We start from the raw sequence: 18,731 nt of genomic DNA, 5'->3' as shown, positions 1-18,731 counted from the left end.
AGCCGCGTGCAAGCCGCTTTAACCGATACCTTCTTCGAGCCAATTCGCAGTTTTTTCCGGTTTGGAAACAGCGAACGCAAAAAATTTAAGCGCTCCGTTGAACACATCATTGGCGAAGCGCCGAATAACGTTGGTTTATACCAACTTGCGTTCCGGCATACGTCGGCATCGAAAGAAACCGCCATTAAAGGATTTAAAGAATCCAACGAACGGCTGGAATACCTGGGCGATGCGGTTTTGGGCATGGTGATTGCCGAATTTCTCTTCAAAAAATTCCCCTACAAAGACGAAGGTTTCCTGACCGAAATCCGCTCCCGGATCGTCAATCGCGAAACGCTGAACGGCATTGCCCGCAAAATCGGCCTGGAAAACCTGATCGAGTACGACGGCAGCCGTAACCGGGGAATCGTTCCTTCCCGCACCTCGATGTACGGCGACGCCCTCGAAGCGCTAGTCGGGGCCATTTACCTCGATAAAGGCTTTCGGTTTACCCGCCGGTTTATTCTCAAAGAATTGCTCGGGCATTACGACCTCGAAGCGCTGATCAGCAACAACGCCAACTACAAAAGCCGCCTGATCGAGTGGGCGCAGCGCGAAGGCAAAAAAGTCGAGTTTATCATCATTTCCGAGCGCGGGAACAACCACTTCCGCGAGTTCATTTCGCAGGTGACGGTCAACGACGAACCGTTTGCGCAGGGCAGCGGCTACAGCAAGAAAAAAGCCGAACAATCGGCCGCTGAAAAAGCCTGTGAGCAACTGCAAATGAAACCGGTTTCCAACTAACGACCGGTTTTCCATTCCTTCCTTTATTTCCTTTCAGGCTGTCCATTTGTGTACATTGGCTGTCCGTTTCTGGACAGGATCAGTTAATAAACATAAGCTGATTCCGTTTAAAGGCGTTTTTTTCAAGTTGGCAAGCCATTTGTTATACATTTACAGGACTAATGTCTTGATGCCTGAAAATGAACGGGATGAATGACCGAAACCGGATGATTAAGCCCAACGGGCAGCAACCGCCCCGGTGGGCCAAACGCCTGTTGTATGGTTTCTGCTCGCCCGAACTGGTCGAAGAACTGGAAGGCGATCTGGAGGAACTGTTTTACGAACGTGTTCCATTGATTGGTGTGCGAAAAGCCCGATTGCGCTACGTTCGGGACGTATTCAGTCTGATGAAGCCTTTTGCTATTAAACGGAAACCGAGTCGATACCCCACTCCTGCCACGACTGACATGCTACGAAATTATCTAAAAATCGCCTTCCGGAATCTGGCCAAAAACAAGGTCTATTCGTTCATCAATATCGCCGGTCTGGCAACGGGCATGGTGGTCGCCATGCTGATCGGTTTGTGGATTTATGATGAGTTGTCGCACGACAAATACCACCAGAATTACGACCGGATTGCCCAGGTTATGCAGCACCAGACCTATAACGGCGACATCGGGACGCAGGTTTCGGTTCCGTTTCCGATGGGGGCCGAACTGAAAAAAAGCTACGGGAGCGACTTCAAATATGTCATGATGGCCTCCTGGACGAGCCGCCATATTTTAACCGTTGGGGAGAAGACATTTTCGAAAACAGGTCTGTTCATCGAACCCCAGGCGCCCGATATGCTGACGCTGAAAATGCTCAGGGGAAACCGGGCGGGGCTGAACGATCCGGCGTCTATTTTGCTGTCTGAATCGGTCGCCAGGGCATTCTTTGGAGAAACCGATCCGATGGGTCAGGTCATGAAACTTGACAACGATCAGGCGGTCAAAGTGACGGGCGTCTACGAAGACCTGCCCGCCAATTCAAGTTTCAACGAAATGACCTTTGTAGCTCCGTGGGAATTGCATCTGATCAAGGAACCCTGGATCAAGCAAATGGATAATCCGTGGCGTTGTAACTGTTTCCAGACGTTTGTCCAACTGGCTGATCACGTGGACATTGACAAGGTTTCGGCCAAAATAAAGAACATCAAAGTCGACAATATCCGGAAAGACGAGCTACGGTATAAACCGGCGGTTTTTCTGAATCCAATGAGTCAGTGGCACTTGTACTCGGAATTTAAGAATGGAATTCGTACCGGAGGGCGCATCGAATTTGTCTGGCTTTTCGGCTTGATTGGCAGTTTTGTCCTGTTGCTGGCCTGCATCAATTTCATGAACCTCTCGACGGCCCGTTCCGAAAAACGCGCCAAAGAAGTGGGCATCCGCAAAGCCGTCGGCTCGGTGCGCGCGCAATTGATCGGTCAGTTTTTCAGCGAGTCGCTGCTGGTGGTGGCCTTCGGTTTTCTGTTAGCACTGGCGCTGGTCCATCTTGTCCTGCCCCTCTTCAATGAGGTGGCCGCCAAGCAAATTTCCATGCCCTGGGATCAGCCCCTATTCTGGCTTTTGGGATTGGGGTTCAGCCTGTTCACCGGCCTGATTGCCGGAAGTTATCCGGCGCTTTATCTGTCGTCTTTCCAGCCGGTCAAGGTGTTGAAAGGCACGTTTCGGGTCGGGCGGTTCGCGACCATTCCGCGCAAAGTGCTGGTTGTGGTGCAGTTTACGGTTTCCATTACGTTGATTATCGGCACCATTATCGTTTTTCGCCAGATTCAGTTCGCCAAAAACCGCCCCATTGGCTACACCCGCAACGGGTTGGTGACGGTCGAAATGCTTTCACCCGGTTTTCATAAACAGTTTAACGTTGTCCGCGACGAGTTGAAGAAGTCCGGAACCGTCGTCGAAATGGCCAAATCGGGAAGCCCAACCACCGAAATCTGGTCGACCAACGGCGGCTTTGAATGGAAAGGCAAAGACCCGAATCTGTCCGTTGATTTTCCGAATGTGGAAGTATCGCACGACTACGGAAAAACCATCGGCTGGCAATTTGTGGCCGGACGGGATTTCTCACCCGCATTTTCTACGGATTCATCGGCTTTTATCATCAACCAAACCGCAGCCAAATACATCGGTTTTAAGAACCCGATCGGCGAAATCATCCGGTGGGATGGCAGGCCCTACAAAATCATTGGCGTCATTAAAGACATGGTTGTTCAGTCGCCTTACGCCCCCATTAGCCCATCGATTTTTCATTTATACAAAGATCAAAGCGGTTTGGTGACGCTGAAAATAAATCCGGTGATGAGCGCAAGCCAGGCATTGACTAAAATTGAAGCGGTTTTCAAAAAATACAATCCCGGCGTTCCGTTCGAGTATAAGTTTGTCGATCAGGAATATGCCGCCAAGTTTGCGGCTGAAGAACGCATCGGTACACTGGCGGGGATTTTCGCCGGTTTAGCCATTCTGATTAGCTGTCTGGGTCTTTTTGGGCTCGCTTCGTTCATGGCCGAACAGCGCGTCAAAGAGATCGGCGTACGCAAAGTGCTGGGTGCCTCGGTCTTTAATTTGTGGGGATTGCTATCCCAGAATTTCGTTATTCTGGTCGCGATTTCCTTTGCCATTGCCACACCAACGGCTTATTACCTCCTGAACAACTGGCTCGAAAATTACCAATACCGCACCGATATTTCGTGGTGGGTGTTTGCGGTGGCCGGTTTAAGTGCGTTGCTCATTACCCTGCTGACGGTGAGTTACCAGGCCATCAAAGCCGCCATGCTGGACCCGGTCAAGTCGCTACGGACGGAATAAACCGCACCCGGTCTTCGTTTATTTTTTGTCAGTTTGACCATTGGCACCCGGAACTTTTAAAAACCGGGTGCCAATCTGACTCTATTTATTCCAATAGGAATAAACATTCCCGCCATAATGACATAAATTTGTGTAAACAGTGGGGCTGGTATGGATGTTGTCACTACGTCGGCATACCGCTGATGACGGATCAAAAACCGGGTAGTTGAAAATCGCTTTTTCGCACGGCATCTGCCAGTCGGAGCGCGTTTACCGAGCCAGCCAACATTCGCCTGTTAAAATTTGTTAATTGCGTTAAAAAAGCGAATTTTTGGAAAAGCAGATTTCGTTATCATGGGGAACTGGTACCAACAATAGTACAGTAAACGACCCATTTTAGAATCAAGTCATGAAAAGCAACTGGAAAACTTTAGCGATTATTGCTCTGCTGTCGAGCTTCGTCACCCTGGCCGCTTATAATTTCTTAGGATTGAATAAGCAGGATGTTATATTCAATGAATCGTCTCCAACGCCCGCTCCCACGGGTCGGTTGGCTGCACTGACCGGGCCCCAGGGCGCTCCGGGCGACTTTACGTATGCTGCCGAAGCGACCACGCCGGCGGTTGTTCACATCAAAACGACCATTACCCGCACTGTCCGCCAGCAACAGATCCCGGATATTTTCCGCGACTTTTTCGGCGATGAATTTGGCCGGGGTGGTAACGGTGGTGCTCCGCAACGCCAACGCGGTCAGGCATCCGGTTCGGGTGTGATCATCAGCCAGGACGGCTACATCGTCACCAACAACCACGTGGTGCAGGGTGCCGACGAAGTGGAGGTTATTCTGACCGATAAGCGGAGCTTTAAAGCAAAAGTAATCGGTACGGACCCGTTGACGGATTTGGCGGTTATTCAGGTGAATGCCAAAAACCTGCCCTCCATCACCCTCGGTGATTCCGATGCGCTGAAACTCGGTGAATGGGTGCTGGCAGTTGGCTATCCGCTGGATCTGGAATCGACGGTTACCGCCGGGATTGTGAGTGCCAAAGGTCGCCGGATTGGTATTCTGGATCAGAACGTCAACCGGAATGAAGAAAAACCGGAAGCCCCCGTTGAAGCCTTTATCCAGACCGATGCCGCCATCAACCCCGGTAATTCGGGTGGTGCGCTGGTGAACCTGCGTGGTGAACTGGTCGGTATCAACTCGGCCATCGCTTCCGCAACGGGTTATTACAGCGGTTACGGTTTTGCAGTACCGGTTTCGCTGGTGAAAAAAGTTTCGGCTGATTTAGTGAAATACGGCAACGTACAACGTGGTTACCTGGGCATTATCCCGGTTGAACTGAACAGCCTGAAAGCACAGGAACTAGGTTCGAAAGTGGGCCGTGGTATCTACATCAACGAAGTCGTGGACGGCGGAGCTTCGGCAACAGCCGGTTTGAAGAAAGGCGACGTCATCGTGAAAATGGAAGGTCAGGAGGTTGATTCTGACGCTCAGATGCGCGAAATCATCGGACGTCGTCGCCCGGGTGATGTGATTGCGATGACCGTTAACCGGAATGGTGACCTGCGCGACTTCCGCGTCGAACTGCGCAACCGCAACGGTGGACGCGACATCATCAAGAAATCCGATAACATTTCGGCCTCGAATTCTTCTTCCAGCCTGGGTTCGCTGGGTGCCGATTTCGAAGAACTGACCACGACGGATGCCAAACGACTGGGCGTTGATGGAGGTGTTCGGGTGAAAAAAATTCGCGAAGGCAAAATGTCAGAAACGGACATCGAAGAAGGTTTCATCATCGTGAAAGCCAACGGCAAGCTGGTTCGCTCGGTGAAAGATCTGCAAACCGCTCTGACTACGACCAAAGAAGGCGAAGGTCTATTGCTGATCGGGATGTATCCGAACAGCTCACGGATGTACTACTACGCCGTACCGGTTTAACAACTTGTGTGTTGTTGTTCATAAAAAAACCGCCCGTTCTGTGGAACGGGCGGTTTTTTTATGAACAACAGAGGTTAGACAAAAGAATAATGACTACCGGGTTGGGTTACTCGAAGTAATTCATCACGCGGTGACCGCTTTTCTCCAGCAACTGATCGCGCTGGAATAACTCGATATCGGCGGCAACCATTTCTTTCACCAGTGCCGCCAGATCGTATTTGGGTTTCCAGCCCAGTTTGGTCATGGCCTTGGTTGGATCGCCGAGCAGCAGATCCACTTCGGTCGGGCGGAAATACCGCTCGTCGATGCAAACCACCTCAGTTCCCACGGCCAGTTGATAGTCCGGATGAGTCGATTTCGCTACCACACCAGTCTCATTGACGCCTTCGCCCCTGAACTCCAGTTCAACGCCGATTTCGGCAAAGGCCATCCGGATGAAATCGCGGATGTGGGTGGTTTTACCGGTCGCAATGACGAAATCTTCCGGCGTGTCCTGCTGCAGCATCAGCCACATGGCTTCTACGTAATCCTTGGCGTGCCCCCAGTCGCGTTGGGCATCCAGATTTCCCATAAACACTTTATCCTGCAAGCCGAGCGCAATCCGGGCCACGGCACGCGTGATTTTCCGGGTTACAAATGTCTCCCCGCGCAGGGGGGATTCGTGGTTGAACAGAATTCCGTTGCAGGCATACATGCCGTACGCTTCCCGGTAATTGACCGTGATCCAATAGCCGTATAATTTAGCGACGGCGTACGGGGAGCGGGGGTAAAAAGGCGTGGTTTCCGACTGCGCGTGGCCTTGCACCCCGCCGTAGAGCTCCGACGTAGAAGCCTGATAGATGCGGGTTTTATCCTGCAAGCCGAGTAACCGAACCGCTTCCAGAATTCGTAATGTACCAATTCCGTCGACATGCGCCGTGTATTCGGGTTCTTCAAAACTCACCCGCACGTGCGACATCGCGCCCAGATTATAGATCTCATCCGGCTGTACTTCCTGAATAATCCGGATGATGTTCGTCGAGTCGGACAAATCACCGTAGTGTAACCGAAACCGGACGTGCTTTTCGTGCGGATCTTCGTAAATATGGTCGATCCGCTGGGTATTGAAGAGAGAACTCCGGCGTTTGATGCCGTGAACTTCATATCCCTTCGATAAGAGCAGTTCGGCCAGATAAGCGCCGTCCTGGCCGGTAATTCCGGTAATAAGTGCTTTTTTCATAATTCTCGACAAATGCAACAATCTAACTGGTTGTATGTAAATCACTTAACCGACAAACTCCGCCGAATTTCGATCCGGTCGGGCAAAAGAGTTGCCGATGAAAACTGCTGACGCAGCTGGGCCAAATACCGCTCCGCGTCGAGTCGACGCATGAAATCCCCTACTTTTAAACGGTACGTTGGCTGACGAAACGTTGAATAGGGATTTAATTCCGGAAAATTCTGGTAGGTAAACCGCTTGACCCGATCCATTTCACCCCGTTCTTCGCCGACGTAAACCTGAATCCGGTATCCCTGAGCATAGCGAATCGACCGGTTTTTAACTGAAATAGTATCTAAAATGGCATCGAGCTTTTTATTGATGTGCAAGGGTTCGGCCAGCGGCATCGGACGGCGGTTTTCCGGAGCCGGGCGCGTCGGCGGGGCCGTTGTTGCCGGTCTGGTCGGGGCCGGTGCCGACGGGCTGTAGGTCGGACGGGTGGCCGCCAGATCGTAATTGTACGTGTTATAGTCCGCCGATGACGAGCGAGAACTTGTCTTTTTCGATGACGCACACGAACTTAACCAGCCCGACAGACCGACCATAACTACCAGGATAACTGCGCTATCCAGTCGAATTTTATAAATGTGTGCTTCCATTCCTTACCCGCAAATTTAGCAACAATCTGGTTATACAACAATCTGCCCGTTAGCTTGTTGAGCAATACCAACGTTTTCCCTTCTTTTTACTTACTTTGAGCCACCTTATGACGCATAATCAATGCTAGATATTCAGAGTCACGTATCGCTCAAATCCTATAACACGTTTGGCATCGACGCGAAAGCCCGCTATTGGGTCGAAATCGATACCGACGAACAGTTGAGAACGCTTTTTCAATTAACCGAGTTTCTGATGGCTCCCAAGCTGATTCTGGGCGGAGGGAGTAACCTGCTGTTTACGCGCGATTTTGAGGGTCTGGTCATCAAAATGTCCATCCAGGGAATTCGGATTGTTCGGGAAGATGCCTCGCATGTTTTCATAAAAGCCGGTGCAGGCGTCAACTGGCATCAGTTGGTGCTGTTTTGCGTTCAAAATGGCTATGCCGGTATTGAAAACCTGTCGCTGATTCCGGGCACCGTGGGCGCGGCTCCCATGCAGAACATCGGCGCTTACGGCGTGGAGATCGAGCAGGTTTTCGATCATTTGGAAGCCGTTGACATCCGAACGGGCGAAACCCGGATTTTTAACCACGCCGAATGCCGGTTTGGCTACCGCGAAAGCGTTTTCAAGCACGAAGCCAAAGGCCAGTACATCATCAGCAACGTTACCTTTCGGCTGAATAAAAACCCGGTTTTTCACATTGACTACGGTGCCATCCGCGAGACGCTAGCGACGATGGGCATTACGGAAGAGAAGCTGAGCATCAAGGCGATCAGTGACGCCGTTATCCGCATCCGGCGGAGCAAACTGCCCAATCCGGCCGAAATTGGGAATGCCGGGAGTTTTTTCAAAAATCCGGAAATCTCGAAAGATCAGTTCGAAACGCTAAAAACCGCTTATCCAGCCCTGCCCGGTTTTCCGACCGGCGACCTGACGATGAAAGTTCCGGCGGGCTGGCTCATCGAGCAATGCGGCTGGAAAGGCAAGCACATCGGCAACGCGGGTGTTCACGCCAAACAGGCGCTGGTGCTGGTCAACCACGGCGGAGCCACCGGTTCTGAAATCCTCAACATCGCTTACAAAGTCCAGCAATCTGTCGAAGACAAGTTCGGCATCCGCCTGAATCCGGAAGTGAATATCATTTAAAAATGGCGGGATGGATTGAAGGGTTAAATGGCTAAAAATGATTAAATGGTTAAAAACGGCTTCTGGCTCACTGTCCATCCAACCCTTTTTAACCATTCAACCATTAATAATCATCTATTTTTATTCAAAACACAGCGAAGCCGCACCGAGCAAGCCCGCATCGTTTCCGAGCGTCGCGCGTTTGAGCGACAGGCCGTTTTGGTAATAAGGCGTTAACCAGAAGTCGAGTTGCTTTTGAACGGCGGGCAGAATGTAGTCGTACGAAGCCGACAAACCGCCACCGATCAGGATTTGTTTGATGTCCAGCACCCGGATGAGCGACACCAGGCCGTCGCCGAGCATTTCGCCCACTTCCGTCCAGATTTGCAGTGCCAGTTCGTCGCCAATGGCAGCTGCAGCCACCAGACTGGTTGTCGAAATACTTCCATCAGCCGCCAGTTGAGTTTCGCCCTTGAATTCCTGGCGCATGTCGTTGGCTAAATCCAGCAATTCTTTTTTACCGATATTCCGTTCGAGTACGCGGTTGTTGCGCGAGGGCAAATGACCGGGTTCCATGGCGTTGCCGTCGCCCCCGAGGAATACTTTTTTATTGATAATGGCCGCCCCACCGACACCCGTTCCCAGGGTGATGAAAATGTAATTTTCGTTGATCGTTTCGTCGGCAAAATAAAATTCGCCGAGTGCTGCCGCATTGGCGTCGTTTTCCAGAAAAAACTGGACGTCAGGAAACCGTTTATTGAGCGATTCAACCAGCGGAACGCCGTTCAGTTCGGGAATGGCGGTTATTTCGAGGGGAACGGTCCGTTCCCGGTTGATCATACCCGGCAATCCAATTCCTACTTTCTTAATCTCCTTATGTTCATACAGTTGGAGCGCGATGGCATCGGCGAATTGTTCGACAAAATGCCCCGATTCGCGCCAACTGGCCGTATCGTGGCTATAGAAATTGGTAATATTGCCGCTCTGTGCGTCAACTACCCCCATTTTGACATTCGTACCGCCGACGTCGATACCCAAATATTGAACTGATTCCATTACTGGAGATTTATGTTTTAAATGTACTTTTCTATCTCATTTTTATCGATGAGGGCGCAAGATACAAAGGAAGAATGTAATGAATAGCGAATATTGAATAACGAATGTTGAATAGCGAAGTAGGCACTTCTGATTTCGTTATTCGACATTCGTTATTCAATATTTAGTTTTCCTTCATTTAATATCTCCCAATTGCGGTCTGAGCAAAATCTCTTCGACAACGGCCCCCGCCGATAAATGATAGGCCGACCAGATCACTTCGGCAACGTCGGCGGCCTGCATAAACCGGGCTTCGGGCAAACCGGAAGCGGCCCAACTATCCGTATACGTTGCTCCGGGCAGCAGCGTCGTCACTTTCACACCGTATGGTTTCATCTCTTCCCGCAGTTCTTTGGCCATGCCCAGCAACGCAAACTTGGAAATGCAATACGAGCCGCCGTTCGGATAAGCCGTGACGCTGGCCGTCGATCCCATCATGAAAATATGGCCGCTCCGCTGTCTGATCATATCGCCAATCAGCCCGCGGGTCAGGTGATAAATGCTGGCCACGTTCAGATTCATCGTGGTTTCGAACGTTCCTTCCGGTTCGTTGTGGATTTGCCCCGGCAGAAAAATGCCCACATTGTTGACCAGCGCACTAACCGGGCGTGCCAGTGAACGGATGAACTCAATCAGGCGATTGACGTCGGCGCGTTGGGCCAGATCGGCCGCAAACGGGAAAATGGTTGGAATAACCGCTTCGTCGAATCCTTCCAGGACCTCCGCTACCGATTCCTCAATTTCGTGCTTTAATTTTCTTAAATCATCTTCGCTGCGAGCGCTGACCACGACATCAAAACCGCCTTCCGCAAAACGCTCAACAACGGCCCGACCGATGCCTTTTGTGCCTCCAGTGACTACCAATAATGGATTCATAGAATCAATTCATCGCCATTAGCCCCGCCCAATCGAATAGAATACGCCCGATTGTTCATTAATGACTATCGACTCTTTCATGTTTTTGGCAAGATACGCACAAAACCGTTCTATCTTTACGGTAGTTTTGTTGTTATTTGTGCTCATGCATCATCTCGGTCGTTATTTTATCTTCTTAGGCTCGTTATTCCGGAACCGCGAAAAACTGGGGGTTTATTCGAAGCTGGTTTTGGAAGAATGTGTCCAAATCGGCATCAATTCCGTCTTTATCGTCTCCATCGTCTCGACGTTCATCGGGGCGGTAACCTGCGTACAGACGGCCTACAACCTGGTCAGTCCATTGGTGCCACTTTCCATCATTGCCGTGATTGTCCGCGACAGCACCATTCTCGAACTGGCACCCACCATCACCTGCGTCGTTTTGTCGGGAAAAGTCGGTTCCAACATCGCGGGCGGGTTGGGAACGATGCGAATTACCGAACAGATCGATGCCCTGGAAGTGATGGGCATCAACTCCAGTTCGTATCTGGTGCTACCCAAAGTACTGGCGTCGATGATCATGTTTCCGATGCTGGTCATTCTGGCGGGATTTCTGTCCATCTACGGTGGTTACATCGCCGGAACAGCCGCCGACATCATCACACCCGAAGACTATGTGAGCGGTTTGCGCTCCGACTTCAAACCGTTCAGCATCACCTTTGCCCTGATTAAATCGGTGGTCTTTGCGTTCCTGATTTCAACCATTTCGTCGTTCAAAGGCTATTATACATCCGGGGGGGCGCTGGAAGTGGGGCAGGCATCGACAGCCGCCGTGACCAACAGTTGCATCGCCGTCCTGGCCGCCGACTTCCTGTTAGCGCAGTTATTGTTATGAGAAAATCAATCGTTTCGCGGAGTTGAGCAGAGAAGAGCGGAGTTAAGCGGAGAACTATTTTTCAATAAGCCTCTGCTTAACTTCGCTCTTCTCCGCTCAACTTCGCGAAATAACTCAACTCATGATTGAAATAAAAAACATACAAAAAACGTTCGGTGAACGCACCATATTGTCGGGTATTTCGGGGAAGTTTCTGCCCGGCGACACGAGTTTGATCATCGGCGGCAGCGGAACCGGAAAAAGTGTGTTGCTGAAGTGCATGATCGGCCTCGTCAAACCCGAAGAAGGCCAGGTGTTGTATAATGGCCGCGATTTTCTGACCGGTGACGAAGATACGCAGAAGGCCATCCGGCGCGAAATGGGCGTTCTGTTTCAGGGAGGTGCGTTGTTTGACTCCAAAACCGTACTGGAAAATGTCGGTTTTCCGCTCGACATGCTGACCGACATGGGAACCGCCGAGAAAATCGACCGGGCCAAATTCTGCTTGCAGCGCGTAGGACTCGAAGCCGCTGCGGATCGCATGCCGTCGGAAATCAGTGGGGGGATGAAAAAGCGCGTCGGCATTGCCCGGGCCATCGTGATGAATCCCAAATACCTGTTTTGCGACGAACCCAACTCCGGTCTCGACCCGCTGACGTCGATCAAAATTGATGAGCTGATTCGGGAAATAACCGATGAGTTCAAAATCACAACCGTGGTCATTACCCATGACATGAACTCGATGATGGAAATCGGCGAAAAGATCTTGTTTCTCTACCAGGGCAAAAAACTGTGGGAAGGTACCAGTTCAACCATCACGAAATCGAGCGTGGCCGAACTGAACGAGTTTATTTACGCGAATAAACTGCTGCGGGATACAAAAGCATGAAACGAATGAATAATGAACAAGTAACCACCCGGCGGCCTGAAATGAATAATGAATTAAAGCCAAATGCACGGTTTTTATTGGTCATTATTCATTGTTCATTATTCCTTGTTCTGGCATTCAGCGGTTTTGCGCAGCAAGCGTGGCCACCGGTTTTTGAAATCAAGACGGATACCGGTTTTGTACAAATCGATACCGCTCATTTTCAGATTTTGGAAGACCGAACGGGCGATTTGACGTTTGAGCAGGTGCAACAAAATTCCGGCTTTCATTTCGACGCGTTTAATAATCCAAATCGGAAGTCGCACGTCTGCTGGATGCGTATGCGGCTCAGGAATGCGTTAAACCACGATCTAAAGCTATTTCTGGGTGAATTTAATGCCAGTTATTTTGATCTATACACTCAAACGACCAACGGGCGTTGGCAGCATCAGCGAACGGGTGAGCTCATCCCCAGAAGCCAGCTTCCGGTTCATAATAGCGATATTGATCGATACCGGTTATTCTTTCAGTTACAGCCCGGCGAGCAGCTTACGCTTTATCAACGCTCCGAAAATCCCCTTTGGCGAGCACCATTGACTTATCTTTCTCCCAGGCTGCAAACCGAAGAAAACCGTATTCATGCCATTTACAAAGCATTTCGGGTCGACCGCGAATGGGAAAACTATTTTTTTGAGGGCATTATGATCGGCATCCTCGTTCTGGCAGTCGGCTATAATCTCTACATCTTTTTCTCAATCAAAGACAAAGTCTACCTCTATTTTGCCATTTGCCTGTTTTTCTTTACCCTTGACCGAAACGGCTTCAGCCTGCAACTGACGATTTTTCCAGAGCAGCCCTACCTGTTTAAGTTGTTAAACAACTTTTTCTTCATCATTTTCTTCTTCTTTTTCATCCAGTCGATTCGGAAATTTATTCAAGCCGTTCCGGCTTTGGCCCGATTAAACCAGGCCATTACCTTTTTCCTGTTGATGACAGCATTGGCGAACGTGATTCTTTTTTCCATGTTCCGCTTCCCGATTCTATCCAGCTCGACAGTTGCGTTTGCTGTCGAAGTGCTGATTCGAATCACGTATCTGTTGCTGATCACTAGCATTCTAAAAATGATCCGACGTGGTTCGCTTGACGCCCGCTATGCGCTGATCGCAACAATTCCCTTGTTTCTGTTTTGGTTTTACACGCTGATAAATGACCTGTTCGGACGTTTTTTTGATGCTTATCTATACAAGGGGCAATGGAATTATCTTGAGTACATTGAAAGAGCCTGCTTTGCCTGGCTCATTATTTTCTTTTCCGGGGCGCTGCTCAACCGGTATAATATGGCCCGCAAGCGGGTAACTCAACAGGCTATTGAAAAAGAGCAACTCGAAAAAGAGCGCGAAATTGAACGAAACCGCATCATTGCCAGCCAGAACGAACGACTGGAACAGCAGGTGGAAGAGCGAACCGCCCAACTCAAAACCTCACTCGAAGAACTGAAAACCACCCAAAATCAGCTAATTCACAAGGAAAAACTGGCGTCGCTGGGCGAATTGACCGCCGGAATTGCGCACGAGATTCAGAACCCGTTGAACTTCGTCAATAACTTTTCGGAAGTCAGTGTCGAGCTGGTGACCGAGCTTGAAGACGAACAACAAAAACCGGATCGCGACGCGGAACTGGAAAAAGAGCTTTTGGGTGATTTGAAGCAGAATCTTCAGAAAATTGCCCAGCACGGTGGCCGGGCCAGCCAGATCGTTAAAAATATGCTGGCGCATTCCCGCAGCAGTTCGGGCGAACGGCAGGCTACGAACCTCAACGCGCTGTGTGATGAATACCTGCGACTGGCTTACCACGGGTTGCGGGCGAAAGACAATTCGTTCAACTGTGCGTTAGGGACCGATTTTGACCCCACGATTGGGCAGGTGGAAATGATGCCGCAGGAAATCGGGCGCGTTTTATTGAATCTTTTCAACAACGCTTTTTACGCCGTTCAGGCCAAACAGAAAACCGCATCGGAGCCGTTTCAGCCGGAGGTGAAGGTCCGGACAAAAACCGCTGGTCGTCAGGTCGAAATCCGGGTGATCGACAACGGTTTGGGAATGAGCGAAGCGGTGAAAGAAAAACTGTTCCAGCCGTTTTTCACGACGAAACCCACCGGCGAAGGCACCGGTTTGGGACTTTCGATGAGTTACGACATCATCACCAAAGGCCACAACGGAACGTTAACGGTTGAAAGTCAGCCCGGTAAAGGCTCGGAGTTCATCATCGTTTTGCCGGTTGGTTGATGGCTCTTTCACCACTCGGTAGCGTTTATCGCTTCTAAGAATGAAAGAACATTGAAAAGTCACTTTGGAAGGTGTCGAGTGGCATATTCCGAAGGCGTCATTTCATAAAGCTGCCGGAAACTCCGACTGAAATGAGCCGGACTCTCAAAGCCCACCGCGTAGGCTGTCTGACTAACCGGTTGCCCCTGCGCCAGCAACTGAGTTGCCCGTTTGAGTCGGTAGGTACGAATGAAATCGGAGATCGATAAACCCGTCAACGTCTTGAGTTTACGATGCAGATGCTGGCGGCTCAGGTGCATCTGGGTCGCGAGTTCATCGACCCCAAATTCCGAATTGTCCAGGTATGTATCCAGCAGTTTATAAAGCTGTTCCAGAAAGGGATTGGGCGCAGGGGTATTCGGCGGGTTATTGGGTGAGTCTGGTTGAATTAGCGCTTTCCGCACTTGTTCCCGCAGCCGATGCTGACGTTCCAGCAGGTTAGCGACCCGCAACCGAAGCTCCTCCAGGTGAAACGGTTTGGTCAGGTAATCGTCGGCTCCCTGGGCCAGCCCCTCCAGCCGACTTTCCAGAGCCGACCGGGCCGTCAGCAAAATGACGGGAATGTGGCTGGTGCGCGGATCTTCCTTTATCAGGCGACAAAGCGTAAAACCGTCCATCCCGGGCATCATGACGTCGCTGATGATCAAATCGGGTATCTGCCTGAACGCTTGCTCCAGGCCCAGCTGCCCGTTAGTGGCCGGGTAAATGTGGTAATGGGTTGGTAGACTGCTTCGTATAAATTCCAGTAATTCCTGATTGTCTTCCACCAGCAGCAACGTTGGGGTTTCGTTGGTTTCATTCCTGGTCGCCGATTCCGGTTGTGCTTCATGAGGGTCTTCGTTGGCTTCCAGAAAAACCGGCTTCGGTGAATCAGGCACAACATCGTCGGGGGAAACGCGACGGAAAGGCAACCGGACGGTAAACGTAGTCCCAGCGCCAATGTGGCTTTCGACCTGAACCGATCCTCCCTGCAAATCGACCAGCTCTTTAACCAGTGCCAGGCCAATGCCCGTACCTTCGGACTGGAACGACGCAGCAGCGGATTCGGCAGAGGGATCTACCTGATAAAACCGGTCGAAAATGTGAGCCAGCTGGTCGGAAGGAATCCCAACCCCTGTATCTGAAACGACTATGTAAACCTGCGGGGTTAGTGTAACGGTAACGGTTCCATCCGCCGGCGTGAATTTGATCGCATTGGCGATCAGGTTATACACAATCCGCTCTACTTTACCCGCATCAAACCAGTAGTCGCCTTCAGCTTCCTGGTGATAAATCAGGTGTATGCCCCGGTTTTCAGCTGCGGTTCCAAAGGCCTGAACGCGTTCGCCGATAAATTCGCCCAGCGTTCCCCGGCTTTCGATAACGGTTAAATGGCCCGATTCCAGCCGGGACAAATCCAGTAACTGATTGATCAAAGCCAGCAACTGATGCGCATTCTGATCAATAACATTCAGCCGTCGGTAATCGGTCTGCGGACGGTTTTCCTGCATCATTTGTTCAACGGGCGTCAGAATCAGGGTCAGCGGGGTGCGAAATTCGTGGGTGATATTGGTGAAAAACCGCGTTTTCATCGCGTCAACTTCGCGTAAATGAATGGCTTCTTTCTGCTTAAAGGCCATAGACTGGTTCAGATACACCCGGTTTCGGTACTGCCGGGCCAATCCATACCCAATTCCCAGCAGCAGCAGCCCATAAAGACCGTAGGCCCAGCCCGTTGCCCACCAGGGCGATTGAATCACCAAGTCAAGCGTTCGGACGTGACGACTCCAGTGCCCCGAGGTATTGGAGGCATTCAGATGAAGTCGATAACTTCCCGGTCTGAGCCCCGTATACTCGGCCACCGGGCGATCTGAATACACCCAATCCGGATTTAACTCCTCCAGCCGGTAGCGGTAACGGATTTTAGTCTGGCGATTGTACTGCATGGCGGCAAAACCGACCGTTACAAAGTTCTGATCATGCGGCAAAGTCAGTTTCTGCGTTGCGTGCACGGGTAAGGAGTCCCGGACCGGTTGGAGCGATTGGTTATTGACCTGAATCGAGACCAGTTGAATCGCGGGCTGAAAGGTATCTTCCCGAATTTGCCCCGGATCGAAAGCAGTGATCCCATCGACCCCACCTAAAATAATTTGATCGCTGGTGGTCCCGTCATTCCCGAACTCCGGACTACGACGCACCGTTCCGGGCAGATAAAACGTATGAAACCGGTTAAATTCATCCGCCTGCAAGCCGTCTTCCTGGGTATAGGTACGGGTGCGAAAGGTATGCCGGTCCACCCGGCACAATCCCTGATTGGTACCGACCCAGATGGCACCCAGCTGATCAGGAATGGCCGAATAAACCACGTTATTGGGGAGTCCTTCCTGCGTCGTCAACCGGCGACATTGTCCGGTGCGTTTGTTGAACCGGCAGAGCCCGCTGCCAAACGTGCCAATCCAGAGTAAATTATCGTCCAGCGGGTCCGCAAACATACTGATCAACTCGTTGCTGCTCAACGAGTTTTTGTTGCCCGGCCGGGGTGCATACTGCCGAATTTGACCACTGGAGCGATCGACCCGGTAAAGTCCGTTCGAAACGGTCGCCAGCCACAACGCCTGCCGGTCGACGACCAGTTGCACGCTGGGTAAACCGACCTTTCCCCGGATGCCAAACGGAAACCGTTTCCACTGACCATCCTGGTAATAAACCACCAGCGAATCATAAATGGCCCACACCCGCCCCTCCGGATCGGTTGCCAGCGAAGCCGACTGGTTTAATTGATCCCTGATAATTCGCACCGGAAACGGAACGGGCGTTAGTTGTTTCGTTGCAAGATTCAGGCGGTAAAAGGGGGCGCTTCCGGCATTGAACCAAAGATGCCCCTGCTGATCGAACGTATGCCGAAAGTTATACGGAGAAGATAGCGCCGAAAAACGGAAGCGACTGGTATCGATCCCGAGGTAGTTCCGGAATAAATCGGAAAGAAAATCAAGCTGATAAGGTCGGGCGTCGAATGCCGCAGCCCGCAGATTGTATTTGCGAACGCCCTGACCATCAGTACCCATCCACAGTACATCGGACCGGTCGATGAACAAACTCCGGCAATAGCGGGAACCGGGCAACTGATCGAGCACCTGCAGACCGTGTTGCGGATGAAACCGGACGAGCGAGGTACCCAGATTAAAAAACGTATTCCCCCGGCTGTCAGTCGCAAAATGGTATTTCCACTGATTCGAATAAGCTGGTAAGTGAAAATGACCCATTATGCCCTTTTGCGGATGCAACAGCGTTAGATAGCGGTCCGATAGCGATAGCAACAACCCGTCGGGCCGAGCGTAGATATCCTTGATACTGGTGTCCGGAAGGGCATAAGCTGGTTGGGCCGATGGGCGCCAACGGATAAACCGTCCCGTTTGCTTTTCTTGCCGACAAATAGCGGTTCGGGTAGCCAGCCAGGTGTCTCCCTGTCGATCCTGTCGAATGGCCCGGTTCGGTTCTCTGTGAGGAAATCGCCGAATTTGGTGGGTAGCCAGATCGATATAAACCAGCCGCTTTCCCCGGTTCAAAATTAACCACAGGCGATTTTGCCCGTCCGGGAAGAAACTCTCCAACGGTTCCTGACCAAACGCCCGCTGGTAGAACGGCTGTTGGGAAAAGTTAATGAAGGTTTCCCGAACCGGATCAAAAAGATCCAGATTACCCTGTTCGCTCAGCGTCCAAAGCCGCCCGTCAGAATCGAGTTGAATATCCGCCATGGCTGAAGAGGTCAGGGACGTTCGTTCCGGCGTCGGCTGAAATACTTTGAAATTCCGGCCATCGTACCGGCATAGTCCATCCCGGGTTGCCATCCAGATAAAACCCTGCCGATCCTGAACGATGGCCGGAACAAAAGCCTGGGGCAGTCCCTGCCGGGCGGTGATCAACTCAGGCCGGGGTAAACCAACCGATTGCGTCCTCCCATTGGAAATAACCCCGAAGGCAATGAGAAGCGTCCACCCCAGCCGGTATAGCGTATACGTTATCGGATCGTTGCTCAACGATTGATTGGATCAAATGTCAATTAGATCATTTCACTCGAATATATACGAAAAAAAAGCTGAAAAGAGTTGACCGTATACTCCTTTTTATCCTTTGAATCCTGCCTATTACTAGTAAGTGGTACTTACTTTTTTGTGTGAATGGAGCGGTTTTTCATGGAAGGTTACCACAGGTCAAGTC

At 51.1% G+C, this 18,731-nt stretch carries 12 protein-coding genes; 7 read left to right on the top strand and 5 right to left on the bottom strand.

The features are described from left to right. The first annotated feature begins 6 nt into the window (after positions 1–6). The 3 genes from rnc to EHT25_RS12570 all read left to right on the top strand — a co-directional run bounded on the left by rnc (position 7) and on the right by EHT25_RS12570 (position 5,535). A complete protein-coding gene (gene rnc, locus EHT25_RS12580) occupies positions 7–783 on the top strand; it encodes a ribonuclease III (RefSeq protein ID WP_124874953.1) in 777 nt (258 codons plus the stop codon). A 188-nt stretch (positions 784–971) separates the two neighbouring features. Continuing rightward, on the top strand, positions 972–3,614 hold the full coding sequence (locus tag EHT25_RS12575) for an ABC transporter permease (RefSeq protein WP_229311511.1): 2,643 nt from the start codon (positions 972–974) through the stop codon (positions 3,612–3,614). 388 nt (positions 3,615–4,002) lie between these two features. Continuing rightward, positions 4,003–5,535 (top strand): Do family serine endopeptidase, encoded by a 1,533-nt coding sequence (locus EHT25_RS12570; RefSeq protein WP_124874951.1) that lies wholly within the window; start codon positions 4,003–4,005, stop codon positions 5,533–5,535. A gap of 106 nt (positions 5,536–5,641) precedes the next feature. On the opposite strand, the gene gmd is transcribed toward EHT25_RS12570, so the two are convergent. Both gmd and EHT25_RS12560 read right to left on the bottom strand, forming a co-directional pair. Next, positions 5,642–6,754, bottom strand: coding sequence for a GDP-mannose 4,6-dehydratase (gene gmd, locus EHT25_RS12565; protein WP_124874949.1), 1,113 nt, complete (start codon positions 6,752–6,754; stop codon positions 5,642–5,644). 41 nt (positions 6,755–6,795) lie between these two features. Then, complete coding sequence (locus EHT25_RS12560) at positions 6,796–7,392, bottom strand: SPOR domain-containing protein (RefSeq protein WP_229311510.1); 597 nt, start codon at positions 7,390–7,392, stop codon at positions 6,796–6,798. Between the two features lie 121 nt (positions 7,393–7,513). Between EHT25_RS12560 and murB the strand changes: the two genes are divergently transcribed. Then, positions 7,514–8,539, top strand: a complete 1,026-nt coding sequence (gene murB / locus EHT25_RS12555) for a UDP-N-acetylmuramate dehydrogenase (RefSeq protein ID WP_124874947.1) — start codon at positions 7,514–7,516, stop codon at positions 8,537–8,539. A 120-nt stretch (positions 8,540–8,659) separates the two neighbouring features. Here the strand turns inward: murB and EHT25_RS12550 are convergent, their stop codons facing one another. Then, positions 8,660–9,574, bottom strand: coding sequence for an ROK family protein (locus EHT25_RS12550; RefSeq protein ID WP_124874945.1), 915 nt, complete (start codon positions 9,572–9,574; stop codon positions 8,660–8,662). A 174-nt stretch (positions 9,575–9,748) separates the two neighbouring features. Further along, complete coding sequence (locus EHT25_RS12545; protein WP_124874943.1) at positions 9,749–10,489, bottom strand: SDR family oxidoreductase; 741 nt, start codon at positions 10,487–10,489, stop codon at positions 9,749–9,751. Between the two features lie 145 nt (positions 10,490–10,634). Between EHT25_RS12545 and EHT25_RS12540 the strand changes: the two genes are divergently transcribed. The 3 genes from EHT25_RS12540 (at position 10,635) to EHT25_RS12530 (ending at position 14,495) form a co-directional block, all read left to right on the top strand. Beyond that, positions 10,635–11,363 (top strand): MlaE family ABC transporter permease, encoded by a 729-nt coding sequence (locus EHT25_RS12540; RefSeq protein WP_124874941.1) that lies wholly within the window; start codon positions 10,635–10,637, stop codon positions 11,361–11,363. Between the two features lie 121 nt (positions 11,364–11,484). Next, positions 11,485–12,231, top strand: a complete 747-nt coding sequence (locus EHT25_RS12535) for an ABC transporter ATP-binding protein (protein ID WP_124874939.1) — start codon at positions 11,485–11,487, stop codon at positions 12,229–12,231. Between the two features lie 41 nt (positions 12,232–12,272). Next, on the top strand, positions 12,273–14,495 hold the full coding sequence (locus EHT25_RS12530; protein WP_124876099.1) for a sensor histidine kinase: 2,223 nt from the start codon (positions 12,273–12,275) through the stop codon (positions 14,493–14,495). 59 nt (positions 14,496–14,554) lie between these two features. Here the strand turns inward: EHT25_RS12530 and EHT25_RS12525 are convergent, their stop codons facing one another. After that, the gene (locus EHT25_RS12525) at positions 14,555–18,550 is read right to left on the bottom strand and encodes a hybrid sensor histidine kinase/response regulator transcription factor (protein ID WP_124874937.1); all 3,996 of its coding nucleotides are present in this window, start codon (positions 18,548–18,550) and stop codon (positions 14,555–14,557) included. Between the last annotated feature and the right edge of the window lie 181 nt (positions 18,551–18,731).

It is taken from the genome of Larkinella rosea (assembly GCF_003858635.1).
GTDB classification, from domain to species: Bacteria; Bacteroidota; Bacteroidia; order Cytophagales; family Spirosomataceae; genus Larkinella; species Larkinella rosea.
Note: the sequence above shows the minus strand (reverse complement) of the source record. Positions and strands in the feature narration are given on the sequence as shown.